This window comes from Streptomyces griseochromogenes, assembly GCF_001542625.1.
GTDB lineage: Bacteria > Actinomycetota > Actinomycetes > Streptomycetales > Streptomycetaceae > Streptomyces > Streptomyces griseochromogenes.
The window spans coordinates 5,630,425-5,652,247 of the sequence record NZ_CP016279.1 but is presented as its reverse complement, the minus strand read 5'-3'; the positions used below and the strand labels follow the sequence as shown (position 1 = coordinate 5,652,247).

The following is a 21,823-nucleotide window of genomic DNA, read 5'->3' as shown; positions in this document are numbered from 1 at the left end:
AGGCAACTTCCCGGATCCCGATCGGAGCGTCCGGCGTCACTCAGCGTCCGCGCATCACGGAAAGCGAGCCAGAGCCACCTCATGAACAAGGCCAGTTGCTGCCGGGTGGCCTTCCGGAGGACTGCCCGCTTGGGATGCGGCTGGTCACTGTCCCGGCTCGCGTACTGGATACTCGGTCTGTCACATGATCGGCTCGCAGCACGGCGGTTGCCGTGCCGCTCCCACCTCAGAAGGCAGATCTCAGCGTGTTCCAGGAAACCCCGATCTTCAACCGCCTTGTCGCAGAGCGCGGTGATGTCCCGGCCCAGGCTCGTGGCGAAGCCGACCGTGTACGCCACGAGTTGGCACAGGTCTTGCCCTCCGCTCCCTGGCCCGCCGCCCGCCCGCTGCGACAACAGCCTCAACTGCCCGGCGGCAACGGCTCTCCCGCTGCCCTGTGAGACGTCCGGGAAGGTCACGCTCACGTCCTTATTGACTGCCGGCCCCCCGTTGTCCTCGGACCGCACGCCAACGAGCTGTTCGCCACCGTGATCCTGGCGCGGTGCACCACCGAAACCTGGCGGCACCTCGCCCCGATAGCCGGCCCCGCCCCGAAGGACAACGCACACCCGGGCCGCGTCCACGTCGTCCAGCACGGCACCGCCCACCAGATGCAGGTGGTCCCCCTGACCGGCGCCGAAGCCGCCGACTGGCTCACCGCCGCGGCGGCCGGGGGCGGATCTGACCCCGCCTCGGACACGCCATGGGCCCCGGGGGATCAGCCATGACATCCCCGGGGCCGCGCATATGGAGTCGCGCTGTCCAACGACGGCACGCCCCCGGCGCTACGTCGTGGCTGGCTCCGGGACTTTGAGGTATTCGGCGACCCGGCGGGCCATCGCGGCGGCCTCCGGCGGGAACCGGTCCAGCGAGCTGAGGTCGTGACACAGTCTGGCCCGCAGCCCACGCAGGCATGCCATTTTGGAGTGGGGTGCGAAGGTGCTGAGGGGGTAGCGTCGCGCCCGCCCGCGGGGGCACGCGATGTCAGGCAGTGCCGGTTCGGTGGATGTTCGCTTGTGCCGCCGTGTCAGTCCCGGCGGTCAGCGGCGAGGCCGTCGGTCGCGCGGGCAGACGGTGGCTCTGCATCCGAGACCGCGTCGGCGCCCTCGTCGCTGCACCTGGACGACCCGAGATCGGGAGTCCGTCGGACCTGCGTCAGGGTGCTGCGTGGGCACAGCGCGGTCCTGTCCGGCCAATGGGCTGGCCGGGAGGCGGGGACGAGCGGGAAAGCACCGGACGCACAGATGCTCTGTGGTCCGGCACGTGCGCCTGGAGGCCAGCGCGAGGTTCGTTCGGTCAGGTCAAGCCGAGTGAGGCGAGTGCTGAGGACCAGTCGCTGGCGATCGCTTCCTGGGCCTGGGCGAGGGTGACCTCGCGGTTGCAGATAGCCCATTGGCCGCTCCTTGAGCGGTTCCTTGGAAGCATTGGTTGTCCCGGCGGGCGTGACACCTATTGGGGGGTGCCGGGTGCCGGATTCCCCGGTGTCTGCCCACGCTGGGAGCAGAGACAGTTTCTGCACGCGGCCATCGGACAGTGGCCCCTGCCTGGTCCTGTCCTGTGGGTGTACGGGGCGACAGGGAAGGGCGGGCTCTCTCGCGTACCGGTGGCCAAGAGCCCGATGGCTCAGGCGCGGTCTCGGCACCCGGAGTTGTGGTCCGCACCGCCTCGAAGCCATGAGAAGAAGATGACCTCCTGGAGGAAGCCATGACGTTGCACAACTGTCTCCGAAGGCTCGGGTACCGTGCGCGTCGTCGCTGTGGGCGACGGTGAGCGAAGCAACGAGCGCGAGTTCGCCTACATGTGACACGCCATCGCGGCGGCTGCGGGACAGCCTGCGCGCGGACGGGCACGAGGAACTCAAATCGCCACCCCCGTGCGTCTTCTCGCCACCATGGCCGGCGGCGGGGGCTGAGGTTCGAGCCATTGGACGAGACCCGCTGTCCCACGACGCGTCGACGTGGGACAGCGGCGCGGCGGCCGACTCCCAAGAGGCGGGTGCGTCGGCCTGCCCGCACGGCGTAAGCCGAAGGAGGGCCTGGTAAGCGTGGTGGGCGAGGTCGCGGTGTTGCGCGCGAAGTTGTGGCAGTACCTGCGCGAGCAGGCCGACGTCGGGCAGCTGAAGGCGATCGAGGACGGCCGGAGCGCCGGCGTGCCGTGGTACCACTTCACCGAGGCGCTGTGCGTCACCTCCAAACAGGGCGCGAACCAGAAGGCTCGGCGGCTGAAGGCCGAGCAGGTCCGTGATCCCGGCGAGCGCCGCGCACCCGAGATCGCCCGCGAATACGAGGACCGCGTGGCCGCTGAACAGCGGGCCGAGAGAGCTCGGTGATTGTGCCACGCCGGCAGCGCAATCAGCCCTCCACCACTACCGAGGAGGCCCGCCGGGCCCTGGCGCCGGCCACCGAATTCACCTTCCAGGCACGGCCCAAGATCCCCGAGCAGGTCTCACGTTCGGAACCCAGCGCGGCGCGAGTGCTGACGAACACTGTCCTTCGACAGCGAAGTTGGCTGTGTGCAGTGCGCTGTTCTGGGCCGACTGGATCGGATGTCAAGGTGGCTATGTCGGTCTTCGCGGGAGTCGCGGTGGGCAAACCGCCGTGATCGGGGTCAGCAACTTCTGACGTCACTCGTGCCGGTTTCGCACCGACTGATGGGGGTGCCGCGACCAACGGGGCGCCTGGCTCCGCATCGATGTCGCCGTGTCCGCGTGTCCGCGTGTCCGCTTGTCCGCTTGTCCGCGCGAATCCTTTGTGGAGAGACCACCGAGTGCCGAGGAGGCGCCGAAGGTAAGATCAACGACATCGTTGGCGATCAGTACGGAAGGGGGAAGGCGCGTGTTGCCGGAGGCTTTGGCGGTGTTGGCGACCGCTGGGGGAACCGCAGTGGTCCAAGCCGCCGGTACGGATGCCTGGGAGGGGTTCCGTCGGCGGGTGGCCGTGTGGTTCGGGCGTGGGGACGCTGAGCGGGAGTCTGGTGAACTGACTCGCTTGGACCAGACCGCGTCCGCGCTGGACGCCGGCGACGGCGTGTCGGCGGAGCGGATGCGCATCCGTCAGGAGGCCCTGTGGCAGGCCCGGTTCGAGAGCCTTCTTGAGGGCCTCGCGCAGGACGAACGCGACCGTGCCGCCGCGGAGTTGCAGTCGCTGTTGGATGCGCACCGCTCGTCCGGGACCGTGGTCGGGGACGGCGGCTTGGCCGTCGGCGGGGACCTGAACGTCAGCGCCGACAATCATTCGGTCGCCGCCGGGGTGGTCAACGGAGGTGTGCATCTGAGCCCCCCTCCGCCGCCGGTTTCGTCCCAGGGCTGACCGAACCGGCTGACCTCCCCAGCCCACGCACGTTCACTTCGTCCAACGTGCCGACGCCTCACGTCGTCCAGGCCAGTCACCACGGCGTGGCCGTCGGGCACGCCGACCAGGTCTCGTACTACGGCAGTTCCCGTACCCCCGCGTCCTGGCCGCTTCTCGTGGGGGTCATTCCGGCTGCGTCGCGTTGCTTTCAGCCGCGCCTCACACTCGATGAGGACACACATCTCACGGGACCGGCGGACGCCGAAGGCGGGCTGGCCGCGGCGCGCTGCACGGTACTCGTCGGCACTGCGGGTGTGGGCAAGACGCAGCAGGCCGCCCGCATCGCGCGTGGGGCTTGGCGGGATGAACAGGTCGACCTGCTCCTGTGGGTCACAGTCACCGACCGCGAGACAGTCGTAGCCGGATACGCCCAGGCCATGGCCGAGATCACCGGGACGGACGCGGCCGCCGGCTCGGGCACGGCCGCGGCCGAACAGGCGGCACAGGCGTTCCTCGCCTGGCTGCGGCCCGACGCCGAGGGCTCGGAACGCCGTTGGCTGATCGTCCTGGACGGCGTGGCCGACCCCGGGGATCTGCAGGGCCTGTGGCCGCCCGATCACCCGGACGGCCGGGTCCTGGTCACCACACGGCGCCGGGACATCGCCCAGCCCGGACTGAACCGCCTTGTCGTCCCCGTGGCAGGATTCACGCCCCACGAGGCGACGGCTTACCTCTCCGAGGCGCTGGCCGAGTACGGGTGTGCGGGGGCTGCGGCCGATGAACTCGCCACCCTTGCCGGGATGTTGGGACACCTCCCGTTGGCCCTGTCGCAGGCGGCTGCCTATCTGGCCGGCGCGGAACTCGGCTTGGCGGCGTATGTCCGCCTGCTGGACGAGTACGACTTGCTCAGTGGGCCTGACAAATGGGGCGGGGGTCGGCCTCGCCGTGGGCAGCCGCTCGCCGAACTCGTGCCCGGGCCGGGCGCGTTGCCCGACGGGCAGAACGTCGCCGTGCCCGAGGCGTGGCGGTCGTCGCTGGAGCGGGCCGACGGGATGCCCGCAGGCGGTCTGGCCCGTCCCCTGCTGGAGCTGGCCTCTTTGCTCCCTGCCGCGGGGATGCCTGAATCCGTCTTCACCAACTCCGCCGCCGCGGAGTACCTCCAGACGCACCGCGTCGCTGCGGGGTCCGGGCAGATGCTCCGGGCGGACGAGGTGCAGGGTGCGCTCCGTTTGATGGACGGCCTGGGGATCATCGAATACACACCAGGTGCCTCGTATCGCGCGGTGCGCGTGCACCCGGTACTGCAGCGCGCGACGCGCGAGGCACTGTCCGTTGACCGGGTGCGGGAACTCGCCTCGAAAGTCGCGTCAGCTCTGGTGCTGGCGGCCGACGCTCAGGGGGAACCCGGTTCCGCCCCGGCACTCACCGTCGACCCGTTCCACGGGCATCTGAAGATGACCAACACCGTGGACCCCGGTTTCGTCCCTGTACTCGTCGACGCTGTCGACGTGCTCCGCGGGCACGCCGATTCGGCTCTCTGGTCGGGCATGCCGTACTCCAGACCCGAGGCGTGGTCCGGCCTCTCGGGCAACGGCCCGAGCCCGTCCGACCATGAGCTGCTCTACCAGGTCGGTGAGGTGCTGGGGACGACCGGCCAGGCACAGGCAGCCGTCGCCTACTTCGAGCGGCTGGCAGGTGTGGCACTTCACCACCAGGGGCCCTACTCTCCGGGCCTCGAATTCGCCCGCCTCCGTCAGGCCCACTGGCAGGGCGAGTCCGGCGATGCGGCCGGGGCCGTGACGGCGTACGAAGCGATCCTCGACCAGCAGTGTCGCTTCTTCGGCCCCCACCACAAGCGCACCCTGGACACCCGGGCCGCTCTGGGGCGCTGGCGCGGCGCCGCGGGTTACGCGGCCGGTGCGGTAGCCGCATACACCGAACTCCTGTACTTGCTGCAACAGCACTCGTTCCCGGACTCCACGGCGGTCCTCGACACGCGAGCCGAACTCGCACGCTGGCAGGGTGAGTCGGGGGACCTGTACGGAGCGGCGATGGCGTATGAAGCACTCCTGGCCGATCTGATCCGTGTGCTGGGCCAGCACGGCGGTCTCCAGCATCCGCAGGAGAGCGGCACCGGGCCGTACCGGAGCGGCCTGGAAAACCTGACGGCGCTCTCCAACTGGTTGAAGGTGTTTGACGCGCACCACAGCCACGCGCACTGGCGCGGTCGGGCCGGAGACGCCGCCGGGGCGACGACCTCCCTCACATACCTGCTGAACCAGCAAATACAGATACTCGGCTCCGACGATCCCCGGATCCTGGCCACACGTGAAGAACTGGCTCACTGGGAGGAACGCATCCGAAACCGGTGAGCCTGCGGTCACGGCCTGCCGCGGCGGGCGGCGACGGACGGTCCCGCTCCAGCCACGACTCGAAGCCCGCGTGCCGGCCGGTCGTCGCCGCCCGGTACCAGCCCGGGAAATGGCACTGCCCCCTTGACCACCGAAACGGTCGTACCGGAAACGCGTCCTCGCCCCCCGTGTTCTGGTGTGCGGGAGCCGGCGTTGGTCTTGGCTCGAAACGGTGGAGGCGGTTCTCGACCGGTCGAAGGCCCGCTATGGCGGACGGCCCGCCAACTCTAGTCACCAGATGATCGTATTCGTAGGCGGTTCGATCATCTTGCGCCGCTTCTAGGCGGACCTACCTCGCGGCGGGCCGACGCGCCTACGGTGCGGCTATTGGGCGGGTGAGGAACCGGAGCCCGCCGCAGCCGACAACCAAGGGGAGGCGCCGATGGCGAGTGTGGAAGTGGCTCTGAAGGAAATGATGACCGGGATCGAGGGGGCATTGGGGGCGGCCGTGGTCGACTACACCAGTGGCATGGCCCTTGGCACCCTGGGCGGGGGCAGAGACCTGGATCTGACAGTCGCCGCAGCCGGGAACACGGACGTGATCCGTGCCAAGGTGCGCACCATGGAGCATCTGGGCCTTGAGAGCCAGATCGAGGACATCCTGATCACGCTGGAGGGGCAGTACCACCTCATCCGGCTTGTGACCGGCCGGAAGGGCAACGGCCTGTTCGTCTATCTCGTCATTGACAAGGCCCGGTCGAACCTGGCCATGGCCCGCCATCAACTCAAGCGGATCGAAGAGCAACTCGAGGTCTAGCCCGCCCCCAAGGGCCGGGTCGACACGTACCCATGAATTGAAAACTTCTTCAAGTCATCACATGGAGAGGATGACAATTCACGAACGAGAGGCGCCCGGACCGAGAAGAATGAGCAGGTAGGACACATATCGCGGTGGAGTTCTCAGGACGCCGCCGCGATATGGGAAGCCACCCCGACAGGCAGGAAGAGCGCTATGCAAGTCCCTCTCTACCAAGCCAAAGCAGAGTTCTTCCGCATGCTCGGGCACCCAGCGCGCATCAGGGTCCTGGAGCTGCTGCAGCACGGCCCGGTCCCGGTGCGGGACTTGCTCGCCGATATCGAAATTGAGCCTTCGAGCCTCTCGCAGCAGCTAGCGGTTCTGCGCCGTGCAGGCATCGTCGTGTCCACACGAGAGGGCTCTACCGTCAAATACGAACTCGCCGGCGGCGATGTAGCCGAACTCCTTCGTTCAGCCCGCCGCATCCTGACTGAGCTTCTGGCCGGGCGAAACCAGCTCCTGGCCGAACTGCAGCAGACCGACATCTCCCCGCCGCGGGGAAGAGCAGCAGCCAGCCCTTCAGCCGGCTCTGGACACAGAACAGTGTAAATCCGATCAAAGAGGTTGTATCTGATGACAGGCGTGACAGCGCCGGTCGAAGCAGTGGGGCGCATGGGCCGACGCGGCGGCGGCCTCCAGCTAGCACGTCGGCATCGTTCTTGATGACGGTGAAGATGCAAGGGTGCAGCTCCTCGCGCGGCTCTTTGCGGGCGAGCACGCTCGTGAGGGCGTTCTGCACCACCTGGGCGTTCTGCACCACCTGGGTCGAGGCCGGCTCAGGTCGCGGCCATGTGGTGCCTCTGTCCGGTGGTGCTGCTCGTGCCTCCCGACGGACGACCTCGGTGTCGATTCCCTACGGAGCGATCATTCGCATTTCCCCATTGGCAGCCCAGTCGTCATGGGGCATCGGGCGGCCGATCCGGGAAAGCCACAAGCGGCAGAAGCGTGAAAGCCACACTCGACGCCCCCGGGCGGGTCAACCATACGAAGGGCTCAACGCCGCTCCCGCGCCCTCGGCGACATCGCCGTCACCCACCGACCGGATCGGCCGTCGCAGTGGCTGCGTCCGCACTCTGCTGGCCGCTGAACACTGCCCTCCCGAGGAGACTCACGCTCGCCCGGCGACGAAGTCACTCATCTCCAGCCCGCTGGTCTCCCGGCCCACCTCGACGGAACTGCGCGGCCTCGCGGTCCGGAGCGGGGTCCTTCTCTGACGGGTTTTGGTTCTGCGCGGCGTCGTGGAGGGGAGGTCGCGCAGGCCGGTGACGCGGGCGGCTCGGCTGCGATCCTCGGCCTGGGCGCGCTGGCGGTGGCGCAGTTCGAGGGTGGCGATCGCCTCGCCCGCCGTGTTGGTGGCGAAGCAGGTCAGCCTATGGCCGTCGGCGTCCGTGAAGCGCAACTGGGCGCCGGGGTACGGTCGTTCCTTGCGCACGATCAGCCGCAGCCCTTGCGGCCAGCCCGTCAGGCAGTCGCCGGCGAGTTCGGCGACCCAGGCGCCGTCACGGATCTCGCCGTGCGGCTCGACGGCCGGCGTCCACGGTCGGCGTCCACGCGGAGGCGGGGATCTTCAAAACGGCCTGGTGGATGGCGTCGGTGATGATCATGCCGACCGAGTACGACAGCCATCTTCCGCGCTGGGCGAGCCAGGCGACGAACTCGTGGGTGCCGCCGCCGGAGTCGGTACGGATCAGTGTCTGCCGGCCGCGCCGGAACCGCTTCGGCAGCTGGGCCAGGGCCAGCATGGTGGCCTCGACGTGGTCCGCGGCGGTGTTGGAGTCCGCGTTGCCGGGCCGGAGCACGTCCACGACCGGCTGGCCGGATCCGCCGCGGCCGTGGTCGACAAACCCCTGAGCGGGTGGTGCCCGAACGTCTTCTTCCAGGTCGCGGTGGCGTCCTGCTTCTCGGAGTGCGCCAGGACAAGGACGCCGTCGATGTCCACGATCACCTGCCCGCCCGCGTTGGGCGCCGCGTAACCGGCCAACCGCCATACGTGTTCGCGCACTTCAGCACGAGCGGTGCGCAGAGCGGCCAGGACTCGTTGTCCGCCCGCCGTGGGGTTGGAGGCTAGCGGCCCGAACACGGCCGGCTCGGCACGCAGTATGCCCACATCGGCCAGGCAGTTCCCGCCCAGAGCCACCGCGAGCGCGACATCCAGTAGGATCTTGACCGGATCGTGCACCGTCCGCGGCTTGCGCCACGGCACCAGCGCCGCCGATATCGCCGTATCCAGACCGGACTTGCGGACCGTCTCGACCAGCAACACCGCCCCGGCCTACGAGACGGCCCCGCCACCCCCGCCCTCGACGCGGACACGCGGATAGGACCCGATACGCTTCTTCACCTGGAAAGTGCCTCCGGCAGTGGCGGGAACCAAGACCTCAGCAATCCTCATTCTCGCTGGTCAGAGGCACACTTTCTGCTTTCCTGGTCACCAGCCGGACAGCTCTCCTCGTGAAAGCGCGAGGCTAACAACGGCCCTCGGATGGGTCTGTCACGGGCAGATTCGGGGCAGATCGTGGACGGACATTCCATCAGGGCGTGTGTCGAAAGTGCCTGGTGAGGATGGCGGAGAGCCCATTGTGTGATCCAGAATGATTGGATGGTCACGCTTGAAACTCCCCGTTTGATCCTGCGTCGCTGGCGTGAGGAAGACGTTGCGCCCATGGCTGCCATCAATGCCGACCCTGAGGTCATGCGGTGGATCCGTGACGGCAGTGTCCGTGACGAACAGCAGACTCGCGGCGGGATCCAGGCATGGGAGAGCGAGTGGGAGTCACAGGGCTTCGGCTTGTTCGCCGTGGAGATCCGGTCCACTGGCGATCTGGCCGGGTTCACCGGCCTTTCGGTGCCCGACTTCTTGCCGGAGGTACTGCCGGCGGTTGAGGTCGGCTGGCGGCTGGGACGTTCCCACTGGGGGCAGGGCTTGGCCACCGAGGCCGCTGCGGCCGCTGTACGGTTCGGGTTCGAAGAGCGAGGCCTGGAGCGGATCGTCAGCATCACTCAAGTGGGCAACGACGCCTCCGAGCGGATCATGACCAAACTGGGGATGCATCTGGTCCGTGAGACCGTCAATCCCACCGGCGGTCGGCGAGTACGGGTCTTCGAGTTGTCGTCGGGCCAGTACGTCACAACCACTCGTTGATGGTGGCAACGAGGACGGTAGCCTCGTAGCGGACCGTGAGTTTGTCGTACCTGGTGGCCACGGCTCGATGTCTCTTGAGGCGATTGATGCCGCACTCAACCGTGTGCCAGGCCTTGTAGTCCTGTGGGGCAACTTCGGTGGTCGGCCACCGCTGGACCCGCGCTTCCTGCGGTTGCGGACCTGGTCGGCCTTGTCCGGAATGGTGCAGCGGATTCCCCGGCGGCGCAGGTAGGCGCGGTTCTTCCGGCAGGCGTACACCTTGTCCGCAGCGACCGCACCAGGCCGGGTTCGGGGTCGACCGACGGGTAGATGGGCACGCACCTTCTCCAGCACGGGGAGAAACTGCGGGCTGTCTGCGGCCTGTCCTGCGGTCAGTACGAGGCATAACGGACGGCACTTGCGGTCTGCGGCGAGATGAGCCTTGCTCGTCAGCCCATCACGGGATCTGCCGAGCAGGGCTTCCTTCAAGCGGAGCTTGCGTCGCCGCCTGATGTGCCGCCGTGCTTCCCGCCCGGGGCTGTCACTTTCGTCCTGCCCGTTCTGCTCCAGCGGGCCGCCCCCTTTTGCCGGGCCTGCTCCTGCTCGGCAGCGGCTTCCTCAAGGGCGTCCATGACCTCCTTGCCGATACGCATCCCGGCGGCGTCGTGGTGGGCGCGGGCGGTGGTGGAATCCACGCTGACCAGGGACAAGTCCGTCTTCCCCTGGTGGGCGGCCTCGGCGATCACACCTTCCGGCAGTGCGGTGAAGACGCCGGCATCCCTCCACACCCGGAAGCGGCCGTAGACCGTCGGCCACGAGCCGAACTCGCCGGGCATCTCCCGCCCCTGGCTGCTGGTGCGGAACCGCCAGATCACCCCCTCGAACTGCTCCCGCAGCCGCTCGGGGTACGGACCGAACCCGCCGATCGGCAGGTAGGACTCGATGAACTTCCACTGCTCGTCGGTGAGTTGCCTACGCGTCACATCCAGTGACCTACCGGATCCACCCCCTGTACGGGAACGGAACCAAAACGGTGATCACGACATCACACAGACCCTAGCGTCAACCGCTGTAGGCCCTCGGGAAGTATCGGAACGGGAATTGGCGGTACGCCGATGGCGTCACGGCCTGGTGCCGTCCGCACTTCGGCGTGGTTTGACGCCGGTCGTTCGTTCGGTTGTTCCTCGGCCGGTTCGGAGGCGCTGGCGCCCCAGGGCGGGGCGCGGCGGAGCGAACTCGCCGAGTTGAGGTGCCCTTGACGAACGGCGAACCGATCGGCATGTGGCTGAACGTGATGCTCAGAGCGTGTCCGCCATAGTCATCGGCCGTTTTGAGGTGAGAGAGCAGGCGGTCGCGAACGCTGGGGTGCACATGACGTCCATTTCCCCTCATCGGGAGCCGATCCGCGTCGGTGTCGTAGGACTGAGCGCGAGCGGCGGGTGGGCGGCCACCGCCCATGTGCCGGCGCTGGCCGGGCTCGACGGATACGAGTTGCGGGCGCTGAGTGCCAGCGGCGCTGAGTCGGCGCGTGCGGCCGGCGAGAAGTATGCGGTGCCGCTGGCCTTCGGCAGTGCAGAGGAGCTGGCCCGCAGTGAGGAAGTCGATCTCGTGGTGGTGACGGTGAAGGTTCCGCACCACCTGGAGCTCATCCGGCCCGCGCTGGAAGCGGGGAAGATGGTGTTCAGCGAGTGGCCGCTCGGTGCCGACCTCGCGCAGGCCGAAGAGCTGGCCGACCTCGCGCATCGCAAGGGTGTGCTCACGGCTGTCGGCCTGCAGGCCCGGTCGGCTCCGCCGCTTCGGTATCTGCGGGACCTGGTCGCCGACGGCTACGCGGGGCGGGTGCTGTCGACGAGCATGCTCGGGTCGGGCTGGATCGGGGGCGCCACTTACGACGACAACTACGCGTACGTGCTGGACGTCACGAGCGGCGCCACGCTGCTGTCGATCCCCTTCGGACACTCGGTCGACGCGCTGACCATGGTGCTCGGGGAGTTCCGCGAGGTGTCGGCTCATATCGAGAACCTGCGCCCGGAGGTTGTCCACGTCACGAGCGGGGCGGTCGCGGCCAAGAGCGCAGAGGACCAGATCGCCGTCACAGGGGTGCTGGAGTCGGGGGCCGTGGCCGCGATGCACATGCGCGGTGGGACGTCCCGCGCCACCGCGTTTCATTGGGAGATCAACGGCACCCAGGGCGATCTCGTCGTCAAGGCCGACCAGGCCCAGTGGTGGTACGGGGGGTTGCGGCTGTACGGCGCCCGGGGAGAGGACGGCACCTTGGCCGAACTTCCGGTTCCCGCCCACTACCAGCGGTCGCTGACACAATGGACCGAGCGATCCGACGAACCTGCCTGCAACGTCGCTCACGAGTACGCCCTTCTGCGCGACCGGATCACCGGGAGCCTTGCGCCGGACGAGGACGGCGTTCCCGACTTCCGGCACGCCGTCCGGCGGCACCGCATGCTGGAGCGGATCCGGGAGGCGGCGCGCGTGGGCCGGAAGGTCACACTCACAGGGCAAGGCGTGTGGGCCCCGAGGCGGGTCCACGAGGCGGTCCTTGGCGCCTGGGAGAGCATGGATGCTCGGCTCACCCTTGTCGCCCAGAGCGAAGGCGGCCCGCAGCCGGCGCTGTGTGCCCAAGCGGTTACAGCACGCCTGTGAGGAAGTCGGACGCCGCCGCTCGCAAGAGTGAACGACGTGACGCATGTGGAGTGGGTGGTGACCTGCGGTTTTGTTGGTGTGCAGGAGGTGCGGTGCGAGCGAGCCCCGTGACCACCGCACCGGGTGGCCACGGGGCGTCGGCCTGCGTAGCCCGGACTTCATGCCCGTGCTTCGCCACACCGGGATGGCGTTACCGCTGTGTCCAGACCTGGTTGGGTTGTGTACCGCCGCCGTAGCAGTCCCATATCTGCAGGAGCGCGCCGTTGCCGGAGCCGCCGGAATCCAGACACTTTCCGGACTGGGGGTTCGTGATGGTGCCGTTGGTGTCGAAGCGCCATTGCTGGGCACCGGTGCCGTTGCACGACCACAGCCGCACCTTGGCGCCGTTGGCCATGGAACCGTCGGCCACGTCGAGGCACTTGCCCGACCGCGGATTGACGACGGTGCCGCCGGTCCTCGTCCACTTCTGGTTCCAGTCGGTTCCGCAGTCCCACAACTGGACGGGAGTGCCGTCGGCCGTGCCCCGGTCCTTCAGGTCCAGGCAGCGGCCGCTCTGCTGCCCGACGAGCGTGCCGGTCGCGCCGTCACCGCCGTCGGAGCCGCCGGAGTCGTAGGAGAAGGAGTTCACGGCCAGGCCGGGGCCGCCGACCCAGGGTTCAAAGCCGAACTGCACGCTGGTCATGTACCAGGCCGATGACAGGTGGCCTCGGCTGATCGAGTCGTTGGTGAAGTCCTTGATGTTCACCGTGATCGAGTCGGTGGGCTGCTGGCGGACGTAGGAGACGGTGTTCCAGGTGATGCCGTTGCCCTGGCGGCCGTACCACACGTCCCAGTTGGCGCCCTCGATCCAGACCGTGGCAACCTTGGAGCCGAACGGCCTGGGTGCCCCGGCATGGTTCGCCCAGATCATCATCTCCTCACCGTTGTTCTGGCCCGAGGGGTCGGGGCTGGTGTCGAACCAGATGTCGTACGCCGCGTCCCACTGCCCGTCAGCGGTGGAGAAGTCGACGCTGGACTGCGGGTTGCCGAACGCCGACACCTGAAGCGGAAGGCCGTTGCCGCTGGAGCAGTTGCCGTAGTGGCAGCCGGCGTAGATCGACGGATACGCCGCCGGTGCGCCGCCGGTTCCCACGTCGTGCCAGCCGGTGGCGACCCGGAAGCCGTCGTCCGACACGTCGATGCACTGGCGGATCGTGTCGCCCCACTCGTTGTTCTGGACGACGTACTTGCCGCCCGAGACCTTCGCACTGTCGGTCCTGCCGCAGAGAGTGGTGTTGGCGGACGCCGGCGATGCGCCGGTCAGGGAAAGGGCGACCAGTGACAGGATGGCCACGACTACCGCTACTGCCGTGGCTCCACGGTGCGGCTTCGGGCGGGATTTGGTCATCGGAATCCTTTCGGTGGTCGGGTGGTCGGGTGGTGTCTGCGGCACTCGCACGGGGGCTCCGCAAGGCATGGGAGCGCTCCCATGATCGGCGAAGCCGACGTCGGCGCCTTCCGGAAATGAAAAGAGGGGTTCTCGGCCCAAGGCGGCCTGTCAGTGCTGCTCCCGAGGCGGAAGCGCTGCCCCCGAGGGGGTACCAGAACGCGGCGTGCGAACTCGCCCGGCTCGGTCACGCCGCGACACATGAAGCCAGCGTGGCTGACTGGCTGTCAAGCGGTCTGCGTTCGTTCATCTTGTGAAGGCGACGCATGTGCCCTCGGGTGCTTCGATGTGAGTGAGTTCTCTTGTCGGAGCGCCTGGGCGGGACTAGGGTGCCCTCCCGGACAAGTCACTAGCTAGTAGCTACTAACTAATTCGCCCTGGTAGCGACCGGCAGAGTGTCCGACGACCACCTATGAGCCGACGGTGGATGTGATGATGCGTCCTCAAGTAACAGTCAGTGGTTGCCCGCCTGCGACGGCTGGGGTGATGGGATACTGACCCCTATGCGTGCAACGTACCGTCTGTGCCGTGCCGTTCGGGAACGACGACGCCCGAGGAAGGGTCTTGGCGAAGATGCCTGAGGGGGCGCACGGGTATCGGCGTGACCGACCGCGGCTGCCGGCCGCCGAGCGACGGCGCCAGATCATCGAGATTTCCTCCGCACTGATCGCGGACCGAGGTTTCTGGGGCCTGTCGATGCAGGACGTGGCCGACCGGTGCGGGCTCACGGTTCCCGGTGTGCTGCGCCATGTCGGCTCCAAGACCGGCTTGCTCGTCGCGGTGCTGGAACACCGGGATGTCGAGGACGCCCGATCGCTTCGCGCTCGACTCGGCGTCGGTGAGGACGAGATCCCGGACGAATGGTCCGCCGGCGGCCCCGAGGGAGTCAGTCTGCGGCAGTTGTGTTCGGCGACGATGCGGCGTAATGCGGAGCAGCCGGAGATGGTACGGCTCTTCACCGTGCTGGAGGCCGAGTCATTGGCACCGAGCCATCCCGCGCACGCCTACTTCGTGAAGCGGCAAGAGCAGGCGGTGGCCGCCTTCGCATCCCTGGCCAGGGACTTCAGCGACCGTCCGGAAGTGCTCGCCCGGCACATCGTGGCGATGATGGACGGCCTGCAGATCCAGTGGTTGCGCGCGCCGCAGGAGTTCGACCTGATCCGGGAATGGGAGGCCGCCGCCGAGGTGTTGTTCGGCAGGGCGGCGGACCTGCCACGGCTTGACGCCGACGAGTAGTCGCGCATCGGGCTCGTCGGCGCCAGGACTCTTCACCCTCGACTGACCGGCGGGCGACGATCGGTCCAGGGGTGTGCGAACTCAAGGGTGCGGGACACCTGGAGCAGGAGATCCTCCCGCCATGGCGCAGCGACGATCTGGACGCCGACGGGCAGGCCGGTGGCGGCGTCGTGGTGGACGGGGAGTGAGATCGCCGGTTGACCGGTCACGTTGAACACGGAGGTGAACACCCCCATCGGGTAGCTGTTCAGCAGCGCCCTCAAGGGATCGTCGTCGGTGCCTGCTCGCCAGGCACCGACGGGCGGCGGGAGACACGCCATCGTGGGCGTGACGAGGAGGTCGAAGCCGGCGACGAAGCCTTCGACGATGCGCCGCGACAACTGCTGGGTCTTCCTCACTCCTTCCACGTACGCCCACGAGTCGATCGCTCGTGCCGCCTCACGCAGGACGCGATTGTGGGGCTCGACACGATCCGGTTCCGCGAGCTCGATCCCGGCACCGCCGACGTTCCAGATGGTTGTGAACGCCGCGACCAGCTCGTCGGTCGGGGGAAGCGGAAGGCGCGTGTCGACGACGTGGTGGCCGGCCGATTCAAGTGTCCGGAGCGTGACACTGACGGCTTCCGCGCACGCCGGGTCCACGCTGATCCCGTCGACCGGTGAGTCGGTGAGCGCACCGATCCGCAGTCCGGCCGGCAGGTCCGTCTTCATGGCGGTGGCAAAGGACCTGTGCGGGGTCGGAGGTGACCACCACGCGGCCGGGTCATGGCGCGCGAGCACGTCGAGCGCTGCCGCGGTGTCCGCCACCGAGCGGGTGAGCACGCCGCTGGTGGCGAGACCTTCTACGGCGACGGTCCCGCCCGTGACCAGGCCACGGGTGGGTTTGAGGCCGACGAGACCGTTGCACGACGCGGGGATGCGGATCGATCCGCCGCCGTCTTCGGCGTGGGCGATGGGTGCCATCCCGGCGGCCACGGCAGCGCCGGCTCCACTGGACGACCCGCCTGGCGTGCGATTCGGGTCCCACGGGTTGCGCGAGATGCCCAGGGCTTCGCTCTCGGTGAAGGGCAGGCTGCCGAACTCGGAGGTGGTGGTCTTGCCGAGCAGGATGAACCCCGCGTCCACGAACCGTTGCACGACCAGGTCCGATGCCGCGGCTGGTGCCTGCCCCGCGCCGGCGGAGCCATGGGTGGTGGGCCATCCGGCCACGTCGAGGAGGTCCTTGATCGGCAACGGGACGCCGTGGAAGGGCGGGAGGTCGTCGGCCGTCGCGGCCCGTGCCACCGCGTCAGCCGCGGCCGACGCGGCTTTGCGAACGTCGTCGTCGGCCCGGTGGCAGAAGGCGTTCAGCCGGGGGTCGAACTCGTCCATCCGCCGGAGACAGCGATCGACGATCTCGACCGGGCTCACCTCCTTTCGGCGTATGGCCGCGGCGAGTTCGACGGCGGGCGTGAACGGGTCGATCGACTTGCGCATGGCGAACGGTCCTTTCCGGTCCGGGTGCTTGCCGTGGCCGTCAGTGTCGTCGCGTCTGCGTCATCGTGTCTTGGACGAATGTCGCGTAGCCTGGCGACATGCGAACCGCCGAGTCGGGCGATGACGCCGCCGCGGTGTGGGACATCGCCACCCCGCCCTGGCCCGCTCGGCTGCAGGGCGTCGGCATGGCCGGATTCCGCGCTCGTACGACGGACCCCGTCGACCTGGGCGTGGTCCCGTACCCGGCTGTCACGGTGGCCGTGGATCTCAGCGGCGGGCTGCTCGCTGTCGGCGACACGAGCGGCCGGCAGTGCAACGGCAGTGTCGTCGTCGGACTCGAGCCCACCGGCGTTCGCGGGCGCGGCCGTGACATCGAGTGTCTGCAGGTACGGCTGTCACCGGTGGTCGCGCACGCGGTGCTGGGCGCCTGTTCGGAGTTGGACGGCACGGTGGTACCCCTCGATGACCTCTGGGGCCGCGACGCCGCCCGCTTCCAAGAACGACTGCGTGCTGCCGAGTCATGGGACGAGCGGTTCGCGATCGCGGAGGCGGCGCTCGCGCGACGACAGGAGGCCGGGCGAGCGGTCGATCCTGAAGTCGCTTTCGTCTGGGAGCACATGGTGACGAACCTGGGAGGGGTCCGGGTCGAGCGGCTGGCGGCCGAGGTCGGGTGGAGTCGTAAGCGTCTGTGGTCCCGCTTCCGATCCCAGATCGGACTCAACCCCAAGCGCGCGGCTCAGCTTGTCCGTTTCGACCAAGCGGTCCACCGTCTCGCCGCGGGTCACAGTGCCGCGCGGGTGGCAGCGGAGATCGGCTACGTCGACCAGTCCCACCTCCATCGGGACGTCAGGGCCTTCGCCGGGGTGACGCCCAAGGCTGTTTCCCGCGCGCCGTGGCTCGCGGTCGACGATGTCGCGTGGGCCGCCCCCGCTTACCTGTCCGGGCCATGTGCTCAAGACGCCGGGCGCTCGCGCTGATCGCACTGCGCGCATGGCCAAAGACCGGTACGACTCACCCCGTCCCCTGTGCCGGTCCGGGCCTGGAGCGCCGGCACGTCCGGTTCGTGGCAGCCGTTCCGTCACGACGTTGATCAGTTGGGCATCGCCCAGATCTGGTTGGCCTGCCGATGGCCGCAGGTCTACGCTTCGAGCCCCGTCAGATCGGCGGTGCCGCCGCTTGCCACGTCGAGGCAGAGCGACGGCTGCGTTGACGAGGGTGCCGTCCGGCGCGGCCGTCCAGACCTGCGTGGGCGCTCCGGTGCAGGTGGAGAGGACGACGGGGCGGCCGGGGGTGGTACCGTCGGCGGTCAGGCACTTGCCGAGCGAGCGCAATGTGTGGTCGGCACCGGTTGTCCAGCGTTGGTTGGGGTTGCCGGTGCAGGTGTAGGGGATCACCCGGGTGCCATCGGCTGTGCCGCTGCCGGTCACGTCCGCGCACTTGGCGCCGTTGCCGGTGAGCTGCCCGGTGGGCACCGCGGTGTCGCAGCCGTGGCCCGGGGTGAGCCGCCAGATCGCCGTATCGTGCGCGGGAACGGTCGCGGTCAGCGCGTCGGCGACGGTCCAACGCGTCCCGGTCCACAGATCAAGTCCGGGTCGTTCCAGTGCCCCGGCGAGGCGTAGCGGCCGATCCATCGGTTGTAGCCGTGGTTCCCGAGCACGCTGGACCACCGATTCGCGGTCGCCGACGAGTCGCTGGATCCGGCGCAGCGGACCGGAGCCGACCGGTGCGTTCCCCTGGTACGCGACCTGGGACCGGTGTTTCGGCCCTACAAGTGGGAGCGCGGTCAGGCGCTGTGGTGACTGCTCGCCCACACGGCGGGGGTCCGCTGCGCCCAGGGAGCGGCCTGTTCCAGCTGTCCGGCGAGTCGGAAGAGGACGTCCTCGCGTCCGTATCCCGCGGCGAACTGGATGCCGATGGGGAGTCCGGTGGCGAGGTCGGTCTCCAGGGGGACGGACATGGCGGGGGTGCCCGCGACATTGAACGCGGCGGTGAAGGGCGAGCGGTGGAAGAGTTGCTTGAGCCAGCCGAGACCGTCGGCGCCCTCGGCGCCCTCGGCGTACGTGCCCAAGGGGACGGGCAGTTCGGGCAGGGTCGGGGTGAGCAGCAGGTCGTAGTCGGTGAAGTACTGGCCGATCGCGCGCGCGACGCTGTTGCGCATGGCGAGCGCGTGGACGAACTCGGCCCCGCTGACCTGCTGTCCATAGGCGTAACTGGCCAGCATCTCGGCTTCGACAGTGGTGGAGTCGACGGGTCGTTCGAAGGACGCGGCGGAGCCGTCGATCCACGTCACCAGATTGGTGCTCCAGAGGCGGGCATTGGCCAGGATGAATTCCTCCCAGCTGACGCCGAGGTCGACCTGGACCTCTTCCACCCGGTGCCCCAGGGACTCGGCGAGTTGTGCGGAGCGGAGTGTGGCGTCGACGACGGTGCCGTCGACAGCCCGACCGCCCCAGGGCCGTGTAAGGAGGCCGATCCTCAGGCTGCCCGGGGAACGGGTGATCTCCTGCGCGTAGGGCCGCTCCGGCTGCTGGGCGAAATAGGGGTCACCGGCCTCGGGGCCATGGACGAGGTCCAGCAGCGTGGCGCTGTCGCGTACCGAGCGGGTGAGGACGCCGTGGACGGCGAGCCCGTTGAAGACCTCGTCCGCGTCGGGGCCCATGGAGATCCGGCCGCGGGTTGGCTTCAGCCCGAACAGACCGTTGCTGGCGGCGGGGACACGGATGGAGCCCGCTGCGTCGGTGGCATGCGCGATCGGGATGATGCCCGCGGCGACGGCGGCTCCCGAGCCGCCGCTGGAGCCGCCAGGGCTACGGGTCGGGTCCCAGGGGTTACGGGTGGCGCCGTACAGGACGCCTTCCGTGGTGGTGCTGTATGCGAACTCCGGAGTCGCCGTGCGTCCGAGCGTGACCAGCCCGGCGCGACGGAAGCGCGCCATGAGCGCTGAGTCGGCCCCGGCGACGTTCCCGGCGGCGATACGGCTGCCCAGCTCCACCCGCTTGCCGGCCATCGCGACGGCGAGGTCCTTGATCAGGAAGGGCACCCCTGCCAGTGGCGTACTGCCCGGAGCCGGCGTGTCCTGTGCAGGCCAGGTCTCGACGACGGCGTTGATCTGCGGGTTCACCGCATCGGACGCCAGCTGGGCGGTCGAGGCGAGCTCCGCGGGAGTCACCTGGCCGCGAGCCACCAGGTCTGCCAGGCCGACGCCGTCGTAGCTCACGTACTCGGAGAGCTTCATTGTCGTCCATTCACGAGAATCGATATCGGTCAGCGATACCGATCGGTACCTCAAGAGACCGATCGGTATCGTGCGGGACTGATCGGTACCGTAGCATTGCGGCCAGGGTGGTGCACCGCCCCACCGGACCGATGAGGGGCCGTATGCCGAACATGGACAGAGCCAGCAGGCAGAGCAGGGTGGCCAAGTTGCCGCCCCGGGAGCGGATCCTTGACGCGGCGGAGGAGCTCTTCTCGCGTGAGGGGATCAAGGCGGTGGGTGTCCAGGCGATCGCCAACCGGGCCGAGACCACCAAGATGGCGCTGTACCGCCATTTCGCGACCAAGGACGCGCTGGTCGAGGAATGGCTCCGCATCGTCGCCGCCGACTACACCGCTGTGTTCGACCAGTTGGAGACCGCACACCCCGACGAGCCCCGGGCGCAGATCCTGGGGATGGCCCGGTTCATCGCCGACGGACTTCCCGATATCTCCCACCGGGGGTGTCCGTTCAACAACTCCATCGCGGAACTGCCCGACCGCACACACCCGGCGCGTCGGCTGATCGAAGCCCACAAGGCCGGCCAGGTGCGTCGGCTCACCGACCTGTGCGCCCGTGCCGGGCTGCCCGAACCCGACGAGGCGGCCGCGGAGATCACCTTCGTCCTTGAAGGAGCCCAGGTAAGCGCCCAGAACGGATGCATCGAGCACGCGGGTGAGCGGCTCATGAGGATCGTCGAGGCCGTCCTGGACCGCCACTCGGCCCCGTAGGCTGCCCCTGTGAAGGGACGCGCCACGGAGTGATCCTGGTGCGGCGGAGGAGCCGGACGGCGTGAGCGTCTGCTCGGCTCACCCGGTGCTTCGAGTCCGTGAGCGAGCTGCCGCGTGCGCGTCACCGCGACCGAGGGGTATGACGGCAAAAGCCCGGACCAGCGCCTGATCGAGAAGTTCAGCCCGCCACGGGAGCACAGTCCTGACGCGGCCCGGACAGTTGCCGCGGCAGCGCGAGTCGGTGGGGACGGGCGAGAGCCGGTAGGCGTCCTGATGGGTGACGACATGGCCGACTGCGGGTGGTGCGAAGTGGGTGCTCAGGGCGAGAGTGTCCGTGTCGGCGAGTGAGTTGAGCAGCGTGCGACGACGATCTGGTGCACCTGCGCCAGGTGCCGGAGGGCATGGAATTCGCCGTCCACCCGGCCAACCGGAGCAGCCCTACAACGTCGGCATCGACACTTACGGGCTTTTTCTCGGCAACGAGGTCCACCTGCTGGCGTGCCCGGCCCCCTGCGATCCGGCAACGGTCTGGCCGGTGAACCAGAACTGCCCCCTCTGCGTCGCCGACCCGCTTCCCAAGGCGCGACCCGGAGCACCGAGCTGATCGCCGTGGCGGCCGCGGGCATCATCCTGTTCGTCGCCTTCGGCTCGCTGCTCGGCATGCTGGTGCCGCTGCTGGTCGCCGTCGCCGGGCTCGGAGTCGGCCTGCTCACGGTCGGCCTGTTCTCCCACGTGACCACGCTGGGCAGCATCGCCCTGCACTCTGCTCGTCCCCGCGGTGATGCATATGCTCGGGCGGGCGAACTGGTGGCGTCTGCTGGTGGTTCGGCGGCGGCACGTCGCTGAGCAGTGCACATGTGCTCGGGCCGAGGCGGCGGCCGCTATGAGTCCGAGCACGCCGGACTCGTCTTTCGACCAAGATCCGGACTACTCGGACGGGCGAAGCGGCTCTTGGCGGAGGTGTTCGGGCTCCTGCGGCAGTCCGTCGGCGTGGCGGTTGTCGCTTTCGATTGCTGCCATGTGCTGCTCCGCCCATGTACGCAGGGCGCCCAGCGGGCCGTCCAGGGAGCGGCCCAGCGCGGTGAGCTGGTAGTGCACGCGGGGTGGCACTGTTGGTTCGACCCGGCGGGCAACCAAGCCGTCGTGGACAAGGCTTTGGAGGGTGACGGAGAGCATTTTCTGCGAGATGCCCGGTATGCGGCGCCGCAGTTCCGCGAAGCGCACCTCGCCCGGAGTCGATTCGGCCAGGACCTTCACCGTCAGCGAGGTCCATTTGGTACCGATGCGGTCGAGCAGCTGCCGGGTCGGGCACAGAGGGTTGAACAGATCGCCGCGCTTCGACGTGGTCACCTGGAGCTCACCACCTGAGGGGAAAGTGCCGCCTTGG

Annotated in this window: 16 protein-coding genes and 3 pseudogenes; 12 read left to right on the top strand and 7 right to left on the bottom strand. The window is 68.6% G+C overall.

Going from position 1 to position 21,823, the window contains the following annotated elements; genetic code table 11:
• The first annotated feature begins 527 nt into the window (after nucleotides 1-527).
• From AVL59_RS24130 to AVL59_RS24105, 6 genes are all read left to right on the top strand, one after another.
• On the top strand, nucleotides 528-767 hold the full coding sequence (locus tag AVL59_RS24130) for a hypothetical protein (protein ID WP_067307978.1): 240 nt from the start codon (nucleotides 528-530) through the stop codon (nucleotides 765-767).
• 1,316 nt (nucleotides 768-2,083) lie between these two features.
• On the top strand, nucleotides 2,084-2,368 hold the full coding sequence (locus tag AVL59_RS24125; protein WP_067307977.1) for a hypothetical protein: 285 nt from the start codon (nucleotides 2,084-2,086) through the stop codon (nucleotides 2,366-2,368).
• Nucleotides 2,369-3,026: 658 nt separating this feature from the next.
• Entirely contained in the window at nucleotides 3,027-3,347 is a 321-nt protein-coding gene (locus AVL59_RS24120) for a hypothetical protein (RefSeq protein ID WP_237281645.1), read from the top strand.
• A gap of 47 nt (nucleotides 3,348-3,394) precedes the next feature.
• A complete protein-coding gene (locus AVL59_RS24115) occupies nucleotides 3,395-5,701 on the top strand; it encodes an NB-ARC domain-containing protein (RefSeq protein WP_067307973.1) in 2,307 nt (768 codons plus the stop codon).
• Between the two features lie 421 nt (nucleotides 5,702-6,122).
• The gene (locus AVL59_RS24110; protein ID WP_067307970.1) at nucleotides 6,123-6,497 is read left to right on the top strand and encodes a hypothetical protein; all 375 of its coding nucleotides are present in this window, start codon (nucleotides 6,123-6,125) and stop codon (nucleotides 6,495-6,497) included.
• 195 nt (nucleotides 6,498-6,692) lie between these two features.
• Nucleotides 6,693-7,085: an ArsR/SmtB family transcription factor gene (locus AVL59_RS24105; RefSeq protein ID WP_067307967.1), complete on the top strand. Its 393-nt coding sequence runs from the start codon at nucleotides 6,693-6,695 to the stop codon at nucleotides 7,083-7,085.
• 670 nt (nucleotides 7,086-7,755) lie between these two features.
• Here the strand turns inward: AVL59_RS24105 and AVL59_RS24100 are convergent.
• Nucleotides 7,756-8,877, bottom strand: a pseudogene (locus AVL59_RS24100) (IS1380 family transposase); the annotation flags it as partial.
• A gap of 258 nt (nucleotides 8,878-9,135) precedes the next feature.
• Between AVL59_RS24100 and AVL59_RS24095 the strand changes: the two are divergent.
• Entirely contained in the window at nucleotides 9,136-9,678 is a 543-nt protein-coding gene (locus AVL59_RS24095; protein WP_079146934.1) for a GNAT family N-acetyltransferase, read from the top strand.
• On the opposite strand, the pseudogene AVL59_RS49140 reads toward AVL59_RS24095, so the two are convergent.
• Nucleotides 9,662-10,640: pseudogene (locus AVL59_RS49140) on the bottom strand (transposase). The gene AVL59_RS24095 and the pseudogene AVL59_RS49140 overlap by 17 nt on opposite strands.
• 388 nt (nucleotides 10,641-11,028) lie before the next feature.
• On the opposite strand from AVL59_RS49140, the gene AVL59_RS24085 reads away from it, so the two are divergent.
• A complete protein-coding gene (locus AVL59_RS24085; protein WP_079147429.1) occupies nucleotides 11,029-12,315 on the top strand; it encodes a Gfo/Idh/MocA family oxidoreductase in 1,287 nt (428 codons plus the stop codon).
• Between the two features lie 190 nt (nucleotides 12,316-12,505).
• Here the strand turns inward: AVL59_RS24085 and AVL59_RS24080 are convergent, their stop codons facing one another.
• Entirely contained in the window at nucleotides 12,506-13,648 is a 1,143-nt protein-coding gene (locus AVL59_RS24080; RefSeq protein ID WP_208870442.1) for a GH12 family glycosyl hydrolase domain-containing protein, read from the bottom strand.
• Between the two features lie 666 nt (nucleotides 13,649-14,314).
• Between AVL59_RS24080 and AVL59_RS24075 the strand changes: the two genes are divergently transcribed.
• Nucleotides 14,315-14,977 (top strand): TetR/AcrR family transcriptional regulator, encoded by a 663-nt coding sequence (locus AVL59_RS24075; RefSeq protein WP_067317690.1) that lies wholly within the window; start codon nucleotides 14,315-14,317, stop codon nucleotides 14,975-14,977.
• 32 nt (nucleotides 14,978-15,009) lie between these two features.
• Here AVL59_RS24075 and AVL59_RS24070 read toward each other — a convergent pair whose 3' ends face one another.
• A complete protein-coding gene (locus AVL59_RS24070; RefSeq protein WP_067307953.1) occupies nucleotides 15,010-16,452 on the bottom strand; it encodes an amidase in 1,443 nt (480 codons plus the stop codon).
• Nucleotides 16,453-16,550: 98 nt separating this feature from the next.
• On the opposite strand from AVL59_RS24070, the gene AVL59_RS24065 reads away from it, so the two are divergent.
• On the top strand, nucleotides 16,551-17,429 hold the full coding sequence (locus AVL59_RS24065; RefSeq protein WP_067307950.1) for a helix-turn-helix domain-containing protein: 879 nt from the start codon (nucleotides 16,551-16,553) through the stop codon (nucleotides 17,427-17,429).
• Nucleotides 17,430-17,666: 237 nt separating this feature from the next.
• On the opposite strand, the pseudogene AVL59_RS56600 reads toward AVL59_RS24065, so the two are convergent.
• Nucleotides 17,667-18,083, bottom strand: a pseudogene (locus tag AVL59_RS56600) (ricin-type beta-trefoil lectin domain protein); the annotation flags it as partial.
• Nucleotides 18,084-18,235: 152 nt separating this feature from the next.
• Nucleotides 18,236-19,687 (bottom strand): amidase, encoded by a 1,452-nt coding sequence (locus AVL59_RS24060; RefSeq protein ID WP_067307948.1) that lies wholly within the window; start codon nucleotides 19,685-19,687, stop codon nucleotides 18,236-18,238.
• A 152-nt stretch (nucleotides 19,688-19,839) separates the two neighbouring features.
• On the opposite strand from AVL59_RS24060, the gene AVL59_RS24055 reads away from it, so the two are divergent.
• Both AVL59_RS24055 and AVL59_RS24050 read left to right on the top strand, forming a co-directional pair.
• The gene (locus tag AVL59_RS24055; protein WP_067317688.1) at nucleotides 19,840-20,436 is read left to right on the top strand and encodes a TetR/AcrR family transcriptional regulator; all 597 of its coding nucleotides are present in this window, start codon (nucleotides 19,840-19,842) and stop codon (nucleotides 20,434-20,436) included.
• A 498-nt stretch (nucleotides 20,437-20,934) separates the two neighbouring features.
• Nucleotides 20,935-21,282 carry an MMPL family transporter gene (locus AVL59_RS24050; RefSeq protein WP_067307945.1) on the top strand — a complete coding sequence of 116 codons (348 nt, stop codon included), beginning with the start codon at nucleotides 20,935-20,937 and terminating at the stop codon, nucleotides 21,280-21,282.
• Between the two features lie 81 nt (nucleotides 21,283-21,363).
• Here AVL59_RS24050 and AVL59_RS24045 read toward each other — a convergent pair whose 3' ends face one another.
• Entirely contained in the window at nucleotides 21,364-21,786 is a 423-nt protein-coding gene (locus tag AVL59_RS24045; RefSeq protein WP_067307942.1) for a winged helix-turn-helix transcriptional regulator, read from the bottom strand.
• Nucleotides 21,787-21,823 lie beyond the last annotated feature (37 nt).

What these genes read in the sequence shown, in the direction of transcription:
- AVL59_RS24060 (WP_067307948.1), bottom strand. Translation starts at nt 19,687, where the DNA reads ATGAAGCTCTCCGAGTACGTGAGCTACGACGGCGTCGGCCTGGCAGAC.
- AVL59_RS24095 (WP_079146934.1), top strand. Translation starts at nt 9,136, where the DNA reads ATGGTCACGCTTGAAACTCCCCGTTTGATCCTGCGTCGCTGGCGTGAG.
- AVL59_RS24075 (WP_067317690.1), top strand. Translation starts at nt 14,315, where the DNA reads ATGCCTGAGGGGGCGCACGGGTATCGGCGTGACCGACCGCGGCTGCCG.
- AVL59_RS24110 (WP_067307970.1), top strand. Translation starts at nt 6,123, where the DNA reads ATGGCGAGTGTGGAAGTGGCTCTGAAGGAAATGATGACCGGGATCGAG.
- AVL59_RS24070 (WP_067307953.1), bottom strand. Translation starts at nt 16,452, where the DNA reads ATGCGCAAGTCGATCGACCCGTTCACGCCCGCCGTCGAACTCGCCGCG.
- AVL59_RS24085 (WP_079147429.1), top strand. Translation starts at nt 11,029, where the DNA reads ATGACGTCCATTTCCCCTCATCGGGAGCCGATCCGCGTCGGTGTCGTA.
- AVL59_RS24105 (WP_067307967.1), top strand. Translation starts at nt 6,693, where the DNA reads ATGCAAGTCCCTCTCTACCAAGCCAAAGCAGAGTTCTTCCGCATGCTC.
- AVL59_RS24055 (WP_067317688.1), top strand. Translation starts at nt 19,840, where the DNA reads ATGGACAGAGCCAGCAGGCAGAGCAGGGTGGCCAAGTTGCCGCCCCGG.
- AVL59_RS24065 (WP_067307950.1), top strand. Translation starts at nt 16,551, where the DNA reads ATGCGAACCGCCGAGTCGGGCGATGACGCCGCCGCGGTGTGGGACATC.